Annotated in this window: 10 protein-coding genes; 1 reads left to right on the forward strand and 9 read right to left on the reverse strand. The window is 67.2% G+C overall.

Features of this window, described 5'->3' with window-relative positions:
• Positions 1-71 precede the first annotated feature (71 nt).
• The 7 genes from GV792_RS09380 to GV792_RS09410 form a co-directional block, all read right to left on the reverse strand.
• Entirely contained in the window at positions 72-1,385 is a 1,314-nt protein-coding gene (locus GV792_RS09380; protein ID WP_163823657.1) for a lysine N(6)-hydroxylase/L-ornithine N(5)-oxygenase family protein, read from the reverse strand.
• Entirely contained in the window at positions 1,378-2,922 is a 1,545-nt protein-coding gene (locus tag GV792_RS09385) for a pyridoxal phosphate-dependent decarboxylase family protein (RefSeq protein WP_163823658.1), read from the reverse strand. The genes GV792_RS09380 and GV792_RS09385 overlap by 8 nt, the downstream gene beginning before the upstream one ends.
• Before the next feature lie 107 nt (positions 2,923-3,029).
• Entirely contained in the window at positions 3,030-5,384 is a 2,355-nt protein-coding gene (locus GV792_RS09390; RefSeq protein ID WP_309138491.1) for a penicillin acylase family protein, read from the reverse strand.
• On the reverse strand, positions 5,381-7,198 hold the full coding sequence (locus GV792_RS09395) for an IucA/IucC family protein (protein ID WP_163823659.1): 1,818 nt from the start codon (positions 7,196-7,198) through the stop codon (positions 5,381-5,383). The genes GV792_RS09390 and GV792_RS09395 overlap by 4 nt, the downstream gene beginning before the upstream one ends.
• Before the next feature lie 12 nt (positions 7,199-7,210).
• Positions 7,211-9,361: a GNAT family N-acetyltransferase gene (locus GV792_RS09400; protein WP_163823660.1), complete on the reverse strand. Its 2,151-nt coding sequence runs from the start codon at positions 9,359-9,361 to the stop codon at positions 7,211-7,213.
• Positions 9,362-9,623: 262 nt separating this feature from the next.
• The gene (locus tag GV792_RS09405; RefSeq protein ID WP_163823661.1) at positions 9,624-11,390 is read right to left on the reverse strand and encodes an ABC transporter ATP-binding protein; all 1,767 of its coding nucleotides are present in this window, start codon (positions 11,388-11,390) and stop codon (positions 9,624-9,626) included.
• Positions 11,387-14,032 (reverse strand): ABC transporter ATP-binding protein/permease, encoded by a 2,646-nt coding sequence (locus GV792_RS09410; protein ID WP_163823662.1) that lies wholly within the window; start codon positions 14,030-14,032, stop codon positions 11,387-11,389. The genes GV792_RS09405 and GV792_RS09410 overlap by 4 nt, the downstream gene beginning before the upstream one ends.
• 266 nt (positions 14,033-14,298) lie before the next feature.
• Here GV792_RS09410 and GV792_RS09415 point away from each other — a divergent pair, with 266 nt between their 5' ends.
• Positions 14,299-14,928 (forward strand): DUF3558 family protein, encoded by a 630-nt coding sequence (locus GV792_RS09415; protein ID WP_309139091.1) that lies wholly within the window; start codon positions 14,299-14,301, stop codon positions 14,926-14,928.
• 57 nt (positions 14,929-14,985) lie between these two features.
• Here the strand turns inward: GV792_RS09415 and GV792_RS09420 are convergent, their stop codons facing one another.
• Positions 14,986-15,975 carry an ABC transporter substrate-binding protein gene (locus GV792_RS09420; protein ID WP_163823664.1) on the reverse strand — a complete coding sequence of 330 codons (990 nt, stop codon included), beginning with the start codon at positions 15,973-15,975 and terminating at the stop codon, positions 14,986-14,988.
• A 51-nt stretch (positions 15,976-16,026) separates the two neighbouring features.
• Positions 16,027-21,591 (reverse strand): non-ribosomal peptide synthetase, encoded by a 5,565-nt coding sequence (locus GV792_RS09425; protein ID WP_163823665.1) that lies wholly within the window; start codon positions 21,589-21,591, stop codon positions 16,027-16,029.
• Positions 21,592-21,623: the final 32 nt, after the last annotated feature.

Genomic DNA, 21,623 nt, shown 5'->3' on the forward strand with positions numbered 1-21,623 from the left:
TCGCACCGCACGGGTGCGTGGTCAGCGGGTGTTGGCGCGTGGTCCGTTCGACCCGAGCGCCGGTGGGTGTCCTATTCGAACACCTCCTCGTCCGTCACGCCGAAGCTGGTGAACGCGGTATCACGTTGCAGGCGGTACACCTCGCGGCCGAGCACGGAGTTGAGGATCTTCGCATTGCGGACCGCTCCGATGTCCAGGTTGGGCGCCGAGACACCGACGGCATGCGCCTCGGCATTGGCCACGAAGATCCGCCCGGACAGCGCCGCGTCGGCGGCAACCGCGTGGTTCGACTCGATGACGAGGCGGTCGCGCGAATCGCGCCGCAGCCGGTCGGCGATCGGGGCGAGGAAATCGGTCTTTCGCTCCCGGTACCCGGTGGCCGCGATGACGAGGTCGGCGGTATGCGCCAGCGACGATCCGGTATCCAGATGCCGTCCGCGGATACGCAACCGGCCGTCGGCCAGGTTATCGAGGCCCTCGACCGCGACACCGTTGCGCAGCTGCACCGGCGGCAATTTTTCCAGCAGTCTGTGCCGGTAGAGCAGATCGTGCAGACGCGCAAGCGTCTCGCTGGAGACGCCCTTGTGGAACTGCCAATGGCCGGCACGCACCTGGTCGCGAGTCTCCTCCGGCAGGCTGTGGAAATAATCCATATAGGCCGGGGTGGTCATTTCCAGCGACAGCTTGGTGAAGTCGAGCGGTGCGAACCACGGGGTGCGGGTCCACCACCGCACCGAAGGACCGCCGCGCAGGTTCGCCTCGAGCAGATCGATCACGATCTCCGCGCCGGATTGGCCGGAGCCGATCACGGTGACCGAATCGGCCTTGTGCGCGGCGGCCTGATGGAACAGGTACTGCGAGCTGTGCACCAGCGCGGGCGAGCTGGTCGAGAGTTCGCGCGGGATCGCCGGTTCGGTACCGACCCCGACCACCACATGGCCGGCATGGATCACCGAGGCGTTGCCGTGACTGGTCACCGACACGTCGAAGTGCTGTGCCTGCTCGTCCCAGCGCACCGCCTCCACGGTCGTGGAGAAACGCAGCGACGAGAGCTTGCCGACCGCCCACAGCAGGTACGCCTCGTACTCGCGCCGAGTCGGGAAGAAATCCTCGCGCACCAGGAACGGATACAGCCGGTCGACGTCGGCCAGGTAGGCCAGAAACGACATCGGATGCGTCGGATCGACCAGGGTGACCAGATCGGACAGGAAGCTGACCTGGAGCTTGGCCTCCTCGAACATGAGGCCGGGATGCCAGCGGAACTCCTCGACCGAGTCGACCACCAGCACCTCGACGTCGTCGACGGTCGAGGCCATGGCGGCAAGGCCGATATTGAACGGACCGCATCCGATCGCCAGGATGTCGACCTTCTGGATGTCACTCATGAACATTCACCATCTCATCGCGATCACTGCGCAAACCTTCCGACTCCACTTCCAGGCCCATGCGCAGCAGTTCGTCGAACAGCGAATCGATGTCCTGCTCGGTCGATTCGGGGTTGAGCAGCGTGAGTTTCAGGCAGGTGCGCGGCTCACCTTCGCCGTGCACCCGCACCTGGGTGCGCCCGATCAGCGCCTTGCCCGAGCTGATCAGGCGGCGCCGCAGTTCACCGTTCACCTGGTCGAGATCCAGATCCTCGCAGCGGTAGCGGAACACCACCGTGGTGAGGGTCACCGGCGCCACCAGCTCGAGCTGGAGTTCGGTACCGATCCGGCGCTCAGCGAAGCGGGCCAGCTCATGGCAGGTGTCGAGCATCTCGCCGAGGCCGTCGCGACCGTAGGCCAGGAAGGTCGCGGCCACCTTGAGCACATCAGGGCGACGGGTGGTCTGGAGTGTCTGTCCGAGCAGACCGCCGAATCCGGCTTCCACGTCGTCGTCGGGGTTGAGGTAGGCGACCGAACGATTCAGCGAGGCGAATCGCTCCTGATCGGCTAGCAGCAGCACGCTTGCGGCTGCAGGCTGCCAGCCGACCTTGTGTAGATCCAGCGTCACCGAGTCGGCGCGTTCGATGCCGGTCAGCAGACCGGACAGCTTGTCGGAGAACAGCGAACCGAAACCGTAGGCCGCGTCGACGTGGAACCACACATTGTGCCGAGCCGTGATCTCGGCGATCTCGGGCAGCGGGTCGACCGAGCCGAAATCGGTGGTGCCCGCGGTAGCGACGACCGCGACCGGAGTGTGGCTCTCGGCGAGCTCGGTCAGCAACTGATCGAGGGCTTCCGGGATCATCCGGTGCTCGGAGTCGACCGGCACCGGGATCGTCGCCGCCTCACCGAGACCCAGCGTGGCGCAGGCGCGGTGGATAGAGAAATGCGCCACCCGCGAGCACAGCACCACCGGACGTGGCAGCGCGCTCACACCGTTCTGGCGGATATCGATGCCGAGCTGTGCCGCGCCGTAGTCGCGGGCGATCAACAGCGCCAGCAGGTTCGAGTAGGACCCGCCGGGACCGAAGACGCCGCCGGCGGTCGCGGGCAGTCCTGCCAGCGCGGCCAGCCCGCTGACCGTCCACTTCTCGATGGCCAGTGTGGCCGGGCCGGAGTCGTAGGTGTCCAGCGAGGCATTGGAGGCGCTGGCCAGTGCGTCGGCGACCACGGCGACGGTCAGCGGCGGCGGCTGCAGATGCGCGGCGCACAGCTTATGGGTCAGGTCGAGGCCGTAGGCGGCGATCAGATCGGCCAGCTGCGTCAACGCGGCCGATTCGCCCACCCCACTGTCCGGAATACGTTCGGGCCCCAGCGCTCGAGCGACGATATCGAGCACCTCGGCGGGATCACCGGATGGCAACGGCGACCGGTGGTGGCGGCTCTCCTCGACCGCCGCGGCCAGCTGCGCGAGACCGCCACCTGCGGCGGTCCAACCCTCGCCCGGATCGGCGAACTTGGATGACCTTCCCCAAGGGGAAGTGGATTCATGTGACACGGAAAGCCCCACTCCGTTGAATGACTTGGCGAACGAACTTGTTTCGGCCGAGGTGGTCTGCGCGCGCGAGCTTCCTCGCGGCGACCCGCACGATCACCTCGCCGTGGCTACCCCGGCCGTAGCGGCACCACCGCGGTCCGCGCGAGCCGGTAGGCCGCGATGCCGGAACCGACGTCGGAGGTCGCCACTCGATCGAAGACCTCATGCCGGTCGGCGGATGCGCGCACGCGCGCCCAGTCACTGAGGATCGGAATGAGTTCCCCGCGCGCCCAACGCGGCGCCTGATCCTCGAAGTTGGGCGACCGCGGATCACCGCTGACACCCAGCGGCACGATCCAGCGACCCGCGTCACGGTCGGCCAGATCCCAGATGTATCGCGCGGCCGATCCCAGGCTGCACGCATGGGAGAACCCGACGGCGCTCGCATTGGCGAAAACACATTCGGAATCACCGCCAAGTGGCAGCCGGCTCGGCCGCACACGTGCCGACATCTCGGGATGCTTCGGTGACATCCCGGCCAGATCCATACCGTGCAGCGGGTGCAGTACGTGCACGCTGCCCCAGGTCGGAACGGTCTCCAGCTCGGCCAGATGCGCAGCGACCGCCTCGACGGACTCGGTGAGCAGCCGGTCGATATCCACGCCGACACCGGGTGCGCGTCGAAGCACGGAATCCAGTGCCGCCGCGAGCCGCGTCTCCACCACGAACCACGGGTTGAGCACCGGCGAGAACAGGTGCGGCACAGACAGTCCGGCGAGTGCCTCATGGTGGGCGATGGCGCGGACCAGGCGGGTGCGAACCTCCGCGAACACGTAGGCGTCGGTGCTGTCGGCCCCCATGGCGCCGTCCCAGGCGAGCAGCCTGCGGCGGACTTCGTCACCGGCCGGACTCAGTTCGGTCAGCGCCGGTAGCAGTGCGCAGATGACATCGGATTGTTCGTTGGCGACATCGCCGTGGATGCGTTCGCAGCCGTCCACGGAAACGGCCGGGTCGGCGGCGAGCAGTTCGCCGATCCGCGCCCCGCGCGCCGAAGCCGCGCATTCGGTGGTGACCGGTTGCAGTGGCAGCGAATCCGCGATGCGCTGGTTGGCGATCACCGAATAGTCGGAGACGCCCGCGTCGAAGCCGTCGTCGGTCACCGAGGGCGTGACGTAGCCGCGCCACTGATACCGCGCGTCCCAGCCAGGGACGGGCAGCCAGTAATTCTCGTGCGCCCGCACCGGAATCTTGCCGACCACATGGTGGGTCATCCGCCCGCTGGTATCGGCGATGACGATCCGGTTGACCGGCTCCACCCACTCCCGCATGGCCTGCTCGACATCGCCGACATTCTTGGCGAACAACACATCAAGCGCGGCGTCGAAGGTGACCTCGGGATCGTTCAGCATGGGGCTGCGCAGGCTCAGCGCGAAAGACTTCTCCGGCCCGCCGAACAGCACCGGACCGTTGCCGGTGCTGATGATCTCGAGGTCGACCGGATCGCCGTCGCGCACCAGGATCCGCTCGTGCCGGATATCGGCCGCGCGGACACCGTCGGCCGATTCGGCGAGCACCTCGGCGCCCGACCTGCTGAGCCGCTCCAGGTAGAGGTCCTGGTAGTCGGCCATCGCATTGGTGATCCCCCACGCCACCGTGCCGGAATGGCAGAAGTGCGGAACGCCGGGGACGCCGGCGAACGAGAATCCGACGACATCGAATTCCGGGCAGGCCAAGTGGAACTGCTGGTAGATGCCGGGCAGTTCCAGGAAGCGATGCGGATCGCCCGCGATCAGCGGCGCACCGGTCGCGGTGCGCGTCGCGGCCACACCCCAGGCGTTGCTCCCGGACAGCGGTTCACCGAACGATTCGCGCGGCGCCTCGGTCCCCTGCGCATCCTCGGCGAACCGGGCGAGCAGGTCGGTGAGGAACGTCTCGTCGGGGTAATCGGGCACGGTCTGCGAGGTGGCGTCCACTCCCTCGCAGTCGAACAGGGCCAGCGCATCGGCGCCGAGCGCGCGGACCGCGTGCAGGCGCCACAGCTTCGTGGTGAAACGTCCGAACAGGATGTGGTGCAACAGGAACGCCGAGATCGGGGTCCACGGCTGCCACGGAGTGGGCCGATGACCCAGTTCGGTCAGTTCGATGGCGTCGGCGGTGTCGACCGTGGCGTTGACGCCATCGACATAGGCGCGGATCAACCGCTGCGAACGCGGCGAGGACGCCTCGTAGATCCGGCGGGCAGCCCGGTCGAGCTGAGTGCGACGAGCGAATTCGTCCCAGCCGATGCCGTCGGCGCCGAAGACCTCCGCGCTGCGGCCCTCGGCTCGCAGGCGGATGAACTCGAGCTGCCAGGCGCGGTCCACGCCGCACGCGTACCCCTGGCCGAAGAGTGCGCCCTCGGCGGAATCGGCGACGATATGCGGGATGCCCTGAGCATCCCTGATGATCTCCAGGTCCGCCGTCACGGCGTTGCCGGTCGTCACGAGACCGCCACCTCCTCCGCGCGCACAGAATCGGCCGGCGGCCGATGGCCCGCGATCGGGTTCACCAGTTCGTGGTCGGCGTCGACCAGGGTCGAATACGAATCACCGAGATTCACCATGCGCCGGTTGTTCGACAGCTGAAGACGATTCATGTGGATCGCCTTGAAGGTCGGTGCGAACAGATCCCATCTGCGGAACTTCTCCGCCATATCGGGATGCTGCTGCTGGAACTCGATGACTCCGCGCGCGACAATGGCCCAGAATTCCTGGTCCGCGACCAGTCCGCGCGAATGCAATATCAGCGCGAGATGGCGCAGGTAATCGTCGAATACGTCCGAGAGCACGCCCATGTTGCGGATCTCGTCGGCCTCCTCGGTCACCGCGCGACGACAGGTGTCCGGAATGCCTTCCGGCGCCGCGAAAATGGAGACCTCTTCACCGATGTCCTTGAGGATGCCGCGTACGGGCACTCCGCCGTCGAGCACCAGAATCAGGTTCTCACCGTGTGGGGAGAACTTGAACTCGTACTTGTACAGCAGATACATGATCGGCTGGAGATAGCAGCGCAGGTATCTGGCCAACCATTCCTCGGCGGGCAGGCCCGAACGGCGGATGACCGCCTCGACCAGCGGGTCGCCGTGATGGTCGATATGCAGTAGCGCGGCCATGGTGGTGAGCTGCTCGTTGTCGTCCACCAACGGAACCGGGCTCTCACGCCACAGCGCCGACAGCAGCTTGCGGTACTCCGAACCCGGTTCGGTGAGGGCGTTGTAGGTGGTGCTCCGGTAGCCGATCGCCGCCACCTCGTACAGCATCTCGAAGCCGAGCGACTTCAGGTACGGGTCGCCGTTCACCTGGGCGCGGACCCAGTCGTTGATCAGCGGGGTGGTGCGCATGTAATCGGCGGACATGCCACGGGTGAAACCCATATTGACGATCGACAGCGCCATCTTCACGTAGTGGCGGACCGGATTCGACACATTGAACAGGGTTCGGATGGACTGCTGCGGCTGGTACAGATCCGGTGCGTCGCCGACCTTCACGATCTTCTGCTCGGCGATGTCGACCGCGTAGATGCGCGCGATCTTCTGTACCCATTGCCACGGGTGCACCGGCATGTAGTAGTAAGCCGCCGGATCGAGACCGCGGGCGATGAGCACGGCGTCGAAACGCGCGAGCGTCTCCGCACCGAGCTCCGCACGCACCAGGCTGTCGTAGTCGAGGCCGGACACCGCGGCGAAATCGGTGTTCTCGCGCAGTACGGCCACCCAGGTCAGCGGGAATCGCCCACCCGATTCGGGTGCGTAGCGCTCCACATCGTCGGCGCTGAAGCCGAGCCGCCCGGCATTGGCGACGATGCAGGGGTGCCCCTCGGTCATCGTCCGCTCGATCGTCTGGAAATCGGCATCCGCCAGTTCCGCCGCCGTGATGCGCCGCGCATCGGGGCGATTCGTGCTGATGGCGAGCGTGTTGGTGAATTCTTCGAGATATTCCGGCAATACGTCCGGGGAAATACCGAGGGAGTCACTGAGATCGATGAGCAAGTCGATCGAGTCGATCCGCAGCTCCGCGCCGTCACGCACCCGTCGCAACGACGATTCGTCGATACCCCAACTGTCAAGAGACAGAACCTCGGCGCGGAACCGGTATTCGGTGCGGCCGTCATCGGAATAGACCACGTACAGACCGGGCGACTGTTCGACCGGGTGAACGAAACGCTCATGACAGAACTCGGACAGGATCTTCTTCGCGATTCTGGCGTTGTAGGTCTGCCAGAACGAACGATGGTCGGCCGAAGCCTCGGTACTACTCAAAACGCTGCCTTCTCAAAGATTGGAACGCTGATCGACGACTGCGAGAGACCGCCCGTTGTCCGTCACGCGAATGAAATTCGCCCGCGTGCAGTAGCTGAGCCGGGCCACCTTGTCCGCCACCGGATAATCACCGGCGACCACGAATCCGACGGCGGCGTTGAGGGCCTGCACGTCCAGGTTGCGCACATCCGGCTCGACCACGACACGCTGCGCACCGAGTTCGAAGAACGCGGTCCGCATGATGTGCAGCATCACGTTCCCGGTGAACGCCGGTAGCCGGCGATCGGTGCTCGCGACCAGCAGATGCATGCCGACATCGCCGGGCTCGTGCTCGTAGCCGGTGCCGGGTTTGGCCAGATCGCTCGTCGCGGGGTTGTACAGCTCGAACAGGAACTGCGGTTCGCCTTCGAAATAGCCGATGCGCATGCCGAAGCGAGGGTCGGGATCGGTACCCGCCTCCCGGATCAGTTCCTGCACGTCGGCCACGCTGCTGTCGAGCATTCCCCAGTACGCCGATTTCGGATGGTTGAGCCAACCGTGGGCGACCACGGCATCGCGCTCGACGTCCATCGGCCGGGACTCGAAGTGGTACACCGGCGCGGCCACGGTCTCGGGGCCGGGTGCGGTACGGTCCCATTCCCCTTCGATCAGCAGATCCAGCAGGCGCACGTAGTAGTCGAACATCGACCGCGCGGTCTTCGGCGCCAGGTCGGGGGTGCGCACGCCCCAGTTCACCAGCAGTCCGCCCGACACCTCGACGACCTTCGCGTCGAGCAGCATCTGCGGACCCTGCGAGACGATCCAGGACGGCTCGCCGAGCACCTCGGCCACCACCGGCGAAAACAACTCGCCGAGTCCGAGCGCACTGGTGAACACCACCGGCGACACCACCGGCTCGCCGAGTTCGCGCAGCACATCGAGACCGCCGGCGATGCCGCGACCCGCCGCCTCGTGCATCGCTGTCCGCATACCGCTGGCCCGCTGGGCCAGGGGCTGTTCCTCGGCGAGGTCCACGTCCACGACGATCGTGGAGGTGAAAGCGCCCACCACCTCGTCCACGCCGGAGTGCACCGCGTCCCTGTCGTGCAGCGGCACGGTCAGGTGGAATCGCCTACTTGCCGAGAACGCCCCGACGGCCTCGGCGAACGCGGCCGCCATGGCGGCCGCGGGTGTCACTCCACGCTTACGAGCGCCTTCCTCCAGCTGTTGCCTGCCTGCGGCGTCGATGAGGTGGTGCAGGCGCAACGTCGCGGGTGCCGCATCGGCACCGGCCGCGTTCGCGGGAAGTTCGGGCGGACCGGGCAAATCGGCGATTCTAGCCTTCCACCAGGCCACATCGGTGTCCCGCGCACGGCGCCGAGCCGAAAGGGCCGGAAAGGTCGCGCCGAGTTCCGGGAGATCCTCACCCAGGTAGAGCCGAGCCAGATCATCCACCAGCACGCGATAACTCATGGCGTCGGCCGCGATCATGTCCACGGCCAGATGGACCCGCCCGCGCCCTTCGGGCAGCAGGGTCAGCTCAGCGTGCAGTACGGCGGCTTCGCCGGTCGGCAGGCTGCGTTGCGCACCCTGCTGCCGTCGTTGTTCCATGGTCTCGGCAACCGACGTCGGCGAATTCTGCCGGAGGTCGTGTACGTCAACAATGTCCGCGTGCGCGGCGCCGATGACCTGGGTGCCGTCCTGGAGTGGCCGGACGCGAAGCATCGGATGGCGCTCGAGCAACGCCCCCACCGCCGCACGGAAACGCTCGGGATCCAGCGCGGGGCCGTCGAACTCGACATAGAGATGCGCGGCGCCGCTGCCGAGCGCGTCATCGCGTGAGCGTCCGGTCCAATACGCGTGCTGCGTAGTCGCGAGCGGGAACGCGGCAGCCAGATCCGCGTCATCGAAATCAACAGTGGTGGAATCGCTGTCGGCCAATCGGCATTCGCCGAGCAGAGCCGCCCAGGCATCGATCGTCGGCTCGGCCGCCAACCGCGCCAAGTCGGCGTCGTAGCCGAGACTGCGCCACCGGCCAACCAGCCGCATCATGCGGACCGAGTCGAGTCCCTGCTCGATGAGGTTGGCGCCGGTATCGACATCGGCGGATGGGATCCCGAGCACCGAACCGATCTCCGCCTGGAGATCGATCTCCGTACCGAGCTCTGGACGAGCAACCACCATCAGAACGCCTCTCGCAGATCAAGAACTCCGCCGGTTAGCACACCCTAAAAAATTAGGGTGCACTAACTCGCCAACAGAGCATAGCCAAAGGTGGCCGCACGACAAGCATGCTGCGACTGTGACAAACAACCGCCGCTCTCGAATTGGACCCTAGGCAAGCTTAGGCTACACTAACCACCCGCCCGGCGGGGTCGGGTCCGAGCGAGAAGCCCGAAAACCACCTCAGGGGACACCCGCCGCTGGTGGCGGATGCCCCCGTCGCTCAGTTCGCGCCTACCCGAGTGGAATCCGAGGCGATCCGCCACCCGGCAGCGTCGTGCTGATGCGCCCAGAACTCGGCGAACCGACCCTGGGCGGCCAGCAACTCCTCGACCGTGCCGTCCTCCACGATGCGGCCTGCTTCGAGGAAGAGCACCCGAGCCGCGCCCGCGATAGTGGACAGCCGGTGGGTGACGACCACGCGCGTGCGCTGCTGCGGGTCATCGGTGATCGCGGCGACCACCGCGGCCTCGTTCTCGGTATCGAGTGCGCTGGTGCCCTCATCGACGAGCAGCACCGACGATGGTTTGAGCAACGCCCGTGCGATCGAGACGCGTTGGCGTTCACCGCCGGACAGCGCGGTGCCCGCGTCCCCGACCAGGGTGTCGAGCCCCTCGGGCAGGCGTTCGGCGAACTCCTCGACCCGCGACAGCCGCAGCGCCGACGTCAGTTCCTCCTCGCTCGCACCGGGATTGCCCGCCAGCACGTTCTCCCGGATCGTGCCCGCGAACAGGTACGGCTGCTGGAACACCATGCTCGTCACTATCGGACGATGCGCCGGATCGAGGGCGCCGCGATCGACACCACCGACCAGCACCTGACCCGAGGCCGGCTTCTCCAACCCGGCCACCAGTCCGAGCAGGGTGCTCTTGCCTGAGCCGGACGGGCCAACCACCGCGGTGACCTCGCCGGCGCGGAACTCGACGTCGAAGCCGTCCAGTACCGGTGGGGTGTCGTGTCCATAACCGAAGGACACCCCGCGCAGTTCGACTCCGGCGGCGCCGGATTCCGCGCCCCGCGGCTGCGCGGCAGCGTCGGTGACCGGCTCGGGCGCATCGATGACGGCCCGGATATCACGCAGGATGCCCCTGCTGGTCTCCAGCGCAGGCGCCAGATCGGCGAGCGCGCCGAACGGTTCGAGGAACCGCACGACCACGACGATGAGCGCGACGGCCTCTGGCACGCCGATGGTGTCGTTCACCGCGAGCCATGCCGTGGTGCCTGCGAGCAGCACCAGCGTGATCTGGCTGGCCACGCTGAACAGAATCTGCCCGGGAATGTTCAGCAGCAGCAGGCGGGTCGTCGCGCCGTGTTGGGTGGCGAGCGCCGTGCCGACCTGGCTCCGTTCGGGTTCCACGCGCCGGGCGGCGCGAAGCGCGGCCTGGGTGCGGGCGAATTCGAGGATGCGGGCGGTGAGCGCGCTGTTGGAATCCTTGGCCACCTCGTCGGCCCGGCGCGAGATCCGCCCGCTGGCCCACAGGGCGCCGAGCAGCAGCGGGACGGCAAACAAGGACACCGCGCCGAGTTGCCAGGCGACAGGCACCAGCCCGATGCCGATCGCGAACGGCAGCAGCACCGACTGCACCAGTGGCGTCACCTGGTAGCCGAGCAATCCGACCAGGTCGGGGCCGTTGCTGGCGATGGCGCGACGAGCGGCGGCCGAATTGTCTTCGCCGAACCAGCGCAGCGGGATACGGGCGACCTGCGCGGAGACATCGCGTTGCGCGTGGTCGAGGATGGTGAAACCGAGGTCGAAGCCGACGCGCGAGGCGATCGCATCCACGATCCACCCGGCGGCGACCGCGACGGTCAACGCACCGACCACCGGCCAGGCCTCGGCGGGATTGTCACCGAACAACGCGGCGACCAGCGGGACGATCAGCACCACGCCGATCGCGCGCAGGACGGTCGAGACGACGATCAGCACGAGGTACCCCCCGAAGCGCGCGCGGCGCTCCGGGGGCAGCAGGCTCAGCAGGGTGCTCGTCATCGGACGCTCTCCTTCAGATCGGCGGCGACGGCGCCGGCTTCCCACAGCTGCCGGTAACGGCCGTCGGCATCGAGCAGGTCGGGGTGCGTACCCGACTCGACCACCCGGCCGCCCTCGAGCACGACAATGCGGTCGGCGTCGGTGACGGTACGCAGGCGATGAGCGATCACCACCACGGTGCGCCCGACGGTCAGGCGGTTGATGGCCTGCTGCACCAGGTATTCCGATTCCGGGTCGGCGAAGGCGGTGGCCTCATCGAGGATCAGCACCGGGGTGTCGGCGAGCAACGCTCTGGCGATGGTGAGGCGCTGGCGCTCACCGCCCGATAGCGCGGTGTCGGCGCCGAGCACGGTGTCGTAGCCCTGCGGCAGCCGCAGGATTCGTTCATGGATCTGCGCATCCCTGGCCGCCTGCCGCACCGCATCCTCGGTGGCGTCGGGCACCGCAAGGGCGATGTTCTCGCGGACCGTGCCATGCACCAGCTTGGCGTCCTGGAAGACGAATCCGACCTGCTGATATAGCTCATCGGCGGTGAGCGTGGCGATATCGCGGCCGCCCACGCGGATGCTGCCGCCGTCGAGGTCGTGAAAACGCGCCATCAGCGCGGCCAGCGTCGACTTGCCCGCTCCGGAGGGACCGACCAGTGCCGTGACGGTCCCGGGCTCGAGGGTGAGCGAAACGCCGTCGACCACAGGGACACCGGGCCGGTAGCCGAACCTCACGTGGTCGAGGACAACGCGGCCGGCCGGATCCGCCGAGTGCGCGCCGTCGGCGCCCACTCCGAGCTCGGCCTCGTCCAGCGTGAGCTGGATGTTGCGCGCAGCAATCCGACCTTCCTTCAGCCCGGACAGGCCATAGCCGATGCTCAGCAGCCGCGAACCGAATGTCGTGCCGAGGAAGAGGAATGGCAGCAGGTTCACCGGATCGAGGCGATCGGTGGTTACCAGTGCGGTGCCGACGACCAGAATGAGCCAGAGGAAGGTGACCGGCCTGGTGATGATGTCCATTGCGGCTTTCTTGCCGACGAACGGCCGCTGCCAGGTATCGAGGAAGCGGATGTAATCGTCCAGACTGCGCCGGAACGATGAGGCCGCCGCGCCGCCGAAGATCCGAATCACCGGCTGGCCATCGAGGTAGGAGGCGGCCTCCCCGTTCATCCGCTCAGCCCAGCGCTGCGACTGCACGATCTTGATCCGCGACTGCGCCACCATCGAGAACATGATGAAGACATAAACGAGCACGGGCACCAGCAGCACCAGGCCGAGTCGCCAGTCCACCCACAGCAGGTAGCCGAGCACCACCAGCGGTGCGACCACCGCGGCGACGGCGTCGATGACGGCGTGCGTCACCACATAGTGCAGCGACAGCGTGTCATTGGTGATCAGCTTGTTGATCTGGCCCGAGCCGCGTGCGGTGAACCAGCCCAGCGGCAGCCTGGAGAGCTTGGACAGCAGTCGTCCACGCAGGTCACGACTGAACCGCGCGTCGACGGTGTGCAACCACAATTGCATCGCGAGTTCGAGCAGGGCGCCCACACCGAGCAGCGCAAGCGCCCACGATCCGAGCGCCCACAGGGTGGACTCGTCGCTGCCATTCAGCAGGTTGCGGGCGAGCTCCACCAGCAGCACGTACGGCGCCAATTGGACCAGCGTGATGAGCAATTGCAGGACACCAGCGATGTACAGCTTCGGGCGCACTTCGGCGAAGAGCTTGCTCGCCGCCTGCGACCGCCAGTTGCCGGGTGGCGTGCCGGGTTGGGCGGCGGCCATGGCCGGTTCCGGCGTTGGCGTGGTCTCCGGAGCGGCTTCGGTCGCGGCGGAAGCGGCCGCAACGACGACGGCGTCGTCCGCGGCCGAGGCCGGTGTGAGGTTCGTTGTCTGCGCGGCGTCGAGTTCGGCGCCGTCTCGCTGCTTGCCCATGGCGCGCCCGTGCACCCAGTAGGCCTGGGTATAGACGTCGTTCTTCGGGAAACCGAATTCCTTCAGCCGAGCGCGGACGTGTTTGAGCGACTTCGACTCCGGGCCCGCCCATGCGTACCAGTTCGACCAGTCACGTGCCTCTAGCGCGGCGGCGAGGGATTCCTCCGACGTTCGCGCCACCCAGTGCACCAGGGCACGCGGGTGGGAAGTCAGCGGGATGAGTAGATCGTCATCGTGATGCTGTTCCAGATACACCTCGACCGACATCTGCGGCGGAACGGCGGCCAGGATGGAGTTGATCGCCGGGATCGACGCCGAATCGCCGATCAGCAGGTATCCGGCCTGCTCCTCGGCGACCGAGAAGCCCTTCGATCCGAACGAGGTGACCTCGATCGTTTCGCCGCCCTCGACGGCCATCGCCCAGGCCGATGCCGGCCCCGCGGGTTCGTGCAGGACGAAATCGATGGCGAAGCGCCCGGTCGCCAGATCCGCCTCGGCGATGGTGTATCCGCGTTGGAATTCGGTATCCGAGCCTGCGGGGTCGGGGAACCAGATCCGCAGCCACGCGGTGGGTTCGATGTCGATCTCATCGAACAGCGAGGGTGCACTCAGCCACACTCGCCGCATCCGTGGTGTCGTCTGCTCGGTGCTGAGCACTGTGGCGTCGTGGTACTGAACGCCGAACGCATTCAGGACCACAGCCGAGAAACCTCTGCGCGCCATGTATTACTCGTCCTCCATCCCGTATGCCGCGAGTAGCCGACCCGGCACAGCATCGATGGATGCGATCGGGCAGGGCGGTGGCGACGATCCGCTCATCCCAAAACTTAGGTAAGCCTACACATGGCAAATCCGAATAACCAGAGCGCGAGATGAGCTCGCACCCACCGAAAAGGGGCGTCGGCGCCCGTTCCGGGCCTATGGGGGCACTCCCGGTTTCGGGCAATGAGGCGGGATCGGTATCACCAGAACCGGTTGGGCAGTAGTCTGTGCGCGTCCGGCGGCGACAACCAGCCGCCAAGGAAGGGAAACCGTTGCTTCGCAAGGCGCTCACTGCATTCGCAGCTACCTCGGCCGCGGCGATCGCCATCGGCACTGCCGCCGGTCCGGCATCCACCGCTCCGGTCCATACGCAGGCGCCCACCGTCGTATCGCCTGCGGCATTCGAAGGGCTCGACCCGTGCGGACTTGTTCCGCCTGATGTGGCCGATCGGGTCAGCGGCGTCCCCGGAATCCAGCCGATCCGCCAACCCGGCCTCGCCCCCGGCCAGCACCTGGAGGACTCCGACGGCTGCAGCTGGCTCGTCGGCGACGCCGAGCGAATCAGCGTGATGTTCTGGGTCCGCCAGCGAGTCGAACAGTTCCCACAGAACCCCGACGACCCGACCGCGCGCCGCCTCATGCAGCAATTGGGCCGCCCGTTCCAGGTGTTTCTTCCCCACCCGGGCGAAACCACCGAATACTGCAGCATCACCGCCCCTTACAGCGCCAACCGGGAGGTGACGGTCATCCTGCGGCCGCCGGCGCCCGGCCCCGCTCCTGCCACCCCGGCCGACAATCCCTGTTCCCGCAATGCGGAAGCGCTCGGGGCAATTTTCGGCAAGGTCCCGTGGAGCTGAGCTCGCCGTTCAGATGGGCCGGGCACGCCCTGTTCGGGGTGCCCGGCCGATCGCGTCTTATTTACCGACCGCGGCGAAGGTCGGGTCGAGCTTTTCCAGCACGTACGGCACCGACAGCGCGGTCGGAGTGTTGATCGCACTGATGGTCATGGTGTCGAGGAAGGTCATGCCGCCCGACTTCACGGCCGGCAGGTCGTTGTACCCCGGCAGTTCCTTGAACTTCTGCTCGTAGGTGGGCATGGCACCGCACATCAGGATGTCTGAGGTCAGATCACCGAGCCGCTCCGGCGACAGCGCCAGCCGGCCGCCCTCGGGAGCTTCGTCCACGATGTTCTGCGGAATGCTCAGCCCCAGATCGTAGAACAGCTTCGATGAACCATCCTCGGGGTCGGCAAGCACCATGAGTTGCGAGGGACCGGTCAGCATGCAGGTCAGGAAGGTCTTTCCGGCCAAGTTCGGGTACTTGGCGGAGACGTCGCTGATCTTGGTGTCGACGTCGGCGATCACCTTGCCCGCAGCGTCCTCCTTGTGCAGCACCTTGCCGAGTGTGGTCACCTGATCGGTCCACAGGTCGACCTGCGCGCCCTCGGTGACGGGACCGATGGTCGGTGCCAGCTTGGAGAGCTTGTCGTACATCGCCTGATCCACCAGGAACGCGGGCACCAGAATCAGATCGGGTTCGAGGCCAGCGATCTGCTCGGCGAGATCGGAGCCCTGTTTCAGCACCGTGGCCTCGGACAACGAGTCCGGCTCCCATGGCACCTTCTGACCGCCCGCGAGGACGGAAACGTTGTCGGCGTAACCGACTGGCGTCACCCCGAGCGACAGGGTGGCGTCGAGCCACTGGTTGCCGATGGTAACGACACGCTCAGGCGTACCTTCGACGGTCGTTTCGCCGAGGCCGTGCTTGATCGTGACGCCCTCGCCACCGTCGCTTCCGGAGCCGGAGCCACAGGCCGCCACCGAGGCGGCGAGCGCCGTCGCGATCGCAGCCATTCCCAACCGCGCGAGCACGCCGCGCCGCGCTGTCGTTCGTGCCAATCTCATTCCGTACTCCTTGCGGTTCAACCCGACCAATTGAGCTGATTGTAGGTAAGCCTAAGCTCGCGCGAACGCGAGACATCCATCGGCGGTCCAACGCGCCGAATCTCCGGTGCGGAGCAGGCGTTGCCCGGGTTCGAACGGGTCGTCGACGAATACGCAGACCGCTGCTCCCCTCGTGAACTCCGAGGCCAGCGCGATCCCGCCGATGTAGACGTCACCGAGCACGCCGGGAGCCACCGGCCGCATCTGATCGTCGAGCAGCAAGATCTTCGCCCCTGGCACCGGGCGGGCCCGGCCGGTGTCGCGCAGCGGACCACGCGCGACAGCACCCAGATAGCCGGGCGCCCGGTAGGCGAAGGTGGCAACGGAAGCGGGCGCCAGCTCCCGCAGCCGTTCGGAAATGCCTGGGGTCCAACCAATTCCGGTGACATCCCAACGATGCACTGTCGGCAACAGCTCGATATCGCTTGCGGCGAGATCGGCGAGCAGGCGTGGCGATGCGATCACCTGCGTCACGGCATGCTCGATGACGACCTCCGCCAGCGCCGCCGGATCCGTACGCTGCACCTCGGTGGCGAGTATCAGGGTCGCACCGTCGGTCAGCGCAGCGAGCAGATCCGCGCCGAGCTGGGCGTCGCCGGGATGGAGCGCGAACAGCCGTACATCCGGGCGGCGGCGAGCCGGATCGGATCCCGCGCAGCGGCGGTCGGCGGCCACGGAACGGCGGTCGGCCACGGCCGCCGTGAGAGCGAGCGTGGATAAGGTCAGCGGACCGACAGTCACCTCCGGTATCGGGACGGTGATCTGCCGATCGAGTTCGGGTCGAGCGGATCCGGCGCCGAGCACGCCCACAGCCACCGGTGCAGTGGGCTGTGGCGCAAGCTCGGCCAACATACCGATCAGCCGGTCCAGCTCGGATTCGTTCGAAGCGCGCGTCCCGGCGGCATGGTCATCGAGCCGCTGGAACAGCTCACCGAAGCTGAGCATCTGCGCACCGTGGCGCAGGGCGATCCGGACGCCGGGCACCGCCCGGCCGTGCCGGAACACGGCCGCCAGTCCACGCAGGTCGGACGGCTCGACTCCGGTCGACCATTCACCGAGCACTCGTTCCTGCTCGGCCGAGGTCATCAGCCGCAGTTCGCCCACACCACGCTCGGGCAGATCGGCGAACTGCTCCAGCACATTCAGCAGGTAGCGCGCGATCATTCCGGCGGTCGCGGGCTCGTAGCGGCCGGCATCGGCGATCACACCGGCATCGACCTCACCGTCGCCGGATGGGGTGAACACGAAGGTCAGTGCCCGCCGCGCGACCGGTGCGGCAGGCAGTAGCGTCATGTGGACATCGTCGGTGAGCCAGGCAGCGCCGATGCCGTCCGCGCTATCGCAGCGGATCACCGCCTGCGGCAAGGACGTAGCCGGGCCGGGCCGGGAATCGGTCAGCAGATCCCCATTCCGGAGGGCACCGAGGGCCGCGTCGCGGGCGCGATCGAGCACATCGGCCAGGCTCGGATCGCCGGACAGATCGGTGTGCAACCGCCGCATCCCCGCCAGCGGTCCGACCAGATCGGTCGCCGCGGCGTCGGTACGCCCGCTATCGGGGATCTCGATGACGATATCGGTGCCTGCCCCGAGCCTGAACAGCAACGCGGTCACGGCCGCCTGATACAGCATGAAATCCGAAGCACCGCAGGCCTCCGCCCGCGCTTCGAGACGACGGCGCAGGCCGGACGGGATACCGAATGTGACGGTATGGGCACCCGCCGATGTTCCCGAGTCCGGTCGGTCGACGGTGAGTCCCGCGGACGCGGGAGGCTCCTGCTCCACTCGATGCGGGTCGCGGAGACCCACGATGTCGGCCGCCGCGGCCTGCCACAGCGTGAAATCGGCGTGGTCGATCGCGGGTACGCCCCACTGCGGTGGGTGCCCGGAAGTGATCCGGCATCCATAGGCGATCGCCAGATCCGAGATCACCGTGCGCAACGAAGGGTCGTCGGCGACCAAGCGGTGGGCCAGCAATGACAGCACACGGGCGCCGTCGTCCAGCAAGAACAGCCGTGCGGCCAGCAGCGGGCCAGAAGCGAGATCGAAGTGATGATCCCGCGCATCGGCCAGCGCGGCGGCCAACCCACCCTCGTCCACCGTGGTGACCGGAAGCCGCACCTCGGCCACGGGCTGGATCGACTGTCGCGGTTCACCGTCCTCGCTGGGGAAAACGGTACGCAGCGCGGCGTGGCGGCCGATCACATCGCCGAGCGCCGCGGTCAATACGGCCTCGTCCACCGGTCCGGTCAGCCGGACGGCGGCCTCGACCACACCCGTTGCACCCATCACCCATTCAGCACGCTGCGCCTGTGACAGCGGAATTCGTTCGGGCCGCTGATGTTTCGTCAACGGCGGCAAACCGTTCGGACCGATGGTCACCGGCGTGGACTCGATCAGTGCGGCCAGTCCGGCGACCGTCGGGGTGTCGAACGGAGCACGCACGTCGATCTCGACACCGAATTCGGCGCGGATCCGCACCACCAGCTGGTTGGCCAGCAGGGAATGACCACCGAGCTCGAAGAACGAGTCATCGGCGCCCACCTCGTCCCTGCCGAAGATCTCGCCGAACAGCGCGGCGAGACGAACCTCGGTGACGGTGGCCAGTTCCGTCCGGGTTCGGGCACCGACGCGGCGCGGCTCGGGCAGTGCGCGCTTGTCCAGTTTGCCGTGCTCGGTCAATGGAATTCGGTCGACCTGGGCGAACGCCGAGGGAATCATGAACTCCGGCAGCGAATTCGCCGCGTGATCACGGACATCGTCGAGGTCGAGCGCGCTCCCGGCGGGGACGACATACGCGGCCAGAGTGACCCCGAGCGCACGATCGGCCGTCGCGACCACCACACAGTGCGCGACACCGGGATGTCCCGCGATCGCGGCCTGCACCTCTCCCAGTTCGATCCGGTAACCGCGCACTTTCACCTGTTCATCGGCGCGGCCGACGAATTCGAGTTCGCCTGCGGAATTTCGACGCGCCAGATCACCGGTGCGATACAACCGTTTGCCCGGATCGAAGGGGTCGGCGACGAAACGTTCGGCGGTCTGCCCGCGTAGGCCCAGATAGCCGCGGGCCAGCTGGTCACCGCCGAGGTAGATCTCTCCGACGACTCCCGCGGGTACCAACCGCAGCCGTTCGTCGAGCAGGTAGGCGCACACATTGCGATTGGGCACACCCACCGGCACGATCCGGGTCCCCTGCGGGCCCTCGACCGGCATATGCGTCGCCGACACCACAGCCTCGGTGGGCCCGTAATGGTTACGCAGTTCGGCATCGAAGACGCCGGCGAACCGGTCGGCGACCTCACCGAGCAGCGCCTCACCACCCACCGGAACATGGCGCAGCGCACGCCATTCGCTCACCGCTGGCAACAGCAGCAAGGTGCTGAGCAGGGACGGCACCATATGCAGCACGGTGACCCCGTATCGGCTGATCAGGTCAGCGATATAACCGATATCGCGGAAGGCGTCCTGGCGTGGGATCACCAGGCGGGCACCGAGAGCCAGGGTGAGAAAGATATCCAGCAGCGAGGCGTCGAAACTCACCGATGACGACTGCAGCAGCCGATCATCGGCCGTCATGCCCCATTGCGCGCCGAACCCGATCAGATGATCGGCGATCGCGGCATGGGCAACGGGCACGCCCTTGGGCGTACCGGTCGAGCCGGACGTGTAGATGATGTAGGCGAGATTGTCCGGGTGCAACGGCCGGACCCGATCGCCATCGGCCGGATCGTGGTGCGGACGGGCGAGCGCCGACTCCTCGGCGGCGGCCAGTTCGACCCGGCCGAGCACCAGCCGTGGCTTCGCGTCGGCGACCAGGTGTTCGATGCGCTCGTCCGGATACGCCGGGTCGACCGGCAAATACGCTGCCCCCGATTTGAGCACGGCCAGCACCGCGACGACGAATTCGACGGAATTCGGAATGCGCAGCGCCACGATGTCTTCGGTACCGATCCCGGCGTTGATCAGCCAATGCGCCAACCGGTTCGCCCGCCGGTTCAGTTCGGCGTAGGTCAACTCCAGGTCGGAGGCGGGGCGTTCGGCGGGCGCGATAACGGCCACGGCGTCGGGCGCGGCCGTCACACGCCGCTCGAACAACGACACCAGCGTGTCCGGCACGGTCTCGACCTGCTCGCCGCGGGAGACCGCGAGCAACCGGGCCCGGCCGTCCGGGCCGAACATGTCTAGCTCGCCGAGATGCTGTTGAGGGCAGGCGAGCGCGCTGTCGAGTAGCTGAAGGTAATGACCGAGCATCTGCGCGGCCAGCTCGGCGTCGAGTCGGCCCGGCCGGTACTCGATGTCGATGCGCGGCGCTGCCGGATCAAGGGTGACAGTGAACCGCAGTGGCACCGGCAACCGCGGCCCGCCGAGCTCGAGCTTTGTCGCGGTGACACCGTCGAGCGCGAAACCCGAACCGCTGCCACGCACTCCGAAACCTACCTGCACCAGATGCTCGAGCCCGTCACGGGAACCGGTGCGGTCCGGATTGATCGCGTGGACGACACGGTCGATACCGGTGTGCTTGTGCGCGAACGCCCGCGCGCAGCTCGCGGTCACCGCTTCGGCGAAATCGGCGAAGGCACAATCGGTTCGCGGGGTGGCGCGCAGCAGGAGCGTATTGCCGTAGTAGCCGATGTGAGTGCCCGGGTCCGAGTCTCGCAGCGTCACCGGCATCGCGACGAGGAAGTCGGTTGCGGCCGTGTAGCGGTGGATGAGTGCGGAGTACGCGGCGAACAGGACAGCGGTCGGCGTCGAATCATGCGCACCGGCGTAGGCGCGCACTCGCTCCACCAGAGCAGGGGGGAGCGCACGGCCATGACATTCGGCTGCGCTCCCGGCGGCATCGGCCACCGGGCCACCCGGAAGTTCCAGCAGATCGGGCAGTGGGGTGAGTGTGCGCCGCCAGTAGTCGAGGGCGACGCTGTCGTCGGCACGGCGGATCGCGGCATCGCTGAACCGGGTAGGTGCGCGATGGGCGGGAGCCGAGACGTTGTAGGCGGCCTCGAGCTGCGCGGTGAATACGCTCAGCGATTCGTCGTCCCATGCGATCGTGTGCGCGACCAACACCAGCACGAATTCGTCACCGCCGGTGCGAATCAGGCTCAGCCGCAGCGGCGCGTCCGCGGACAGGTCGAACGGACGGCCGAGTTCCCGCCGCACCAGCACCTCGACCCGGCGGGCCAGCCCGGCCGCGGAACGCCCCGACAGATCATGTTCGCGCCAGGAGGGCGACAGGTCCGGGCGGACCACCTGATAGGCCTCGCCGTCGATGCCGAGACCGTAGCTGGTGCGCAGCATGTCGTGTTCGGCGACGACCGTTGCGACCGCGGTGCGCAACCGCGTCACATCGAGGGCACCGGAAAGCCGGTAGGCCACACCGATATTGAGCGAGGAACTGTGGGGTTCCCTGGTGTGCAGGAACCAGGCGCGGGACTGGCCCGGTGACAGTGGGCGGCGCGGTCCGGAGACCGGTGCGCTCACCGTCATCCGGCCGGTGACACCGGTGTCACCGCCGCGACGGCGCACCAGATCGGTCCGACGCGCCCGTGGACTCGCGGCGTCGTTGGCAATGGTCGACATGGTTCCTCCGGCCCCGCGCTTGGTCTTCGCCG

This window comes from Nocardia cyriacigeorgica, assembly GCF_010868145.1.
GTDB lineage: Bacteria > Actinomycetota > Actinomycetes > Mycobacteriales > Mycobacteriaceae > Nocardia > Nocardia cyriacigeorgica_D.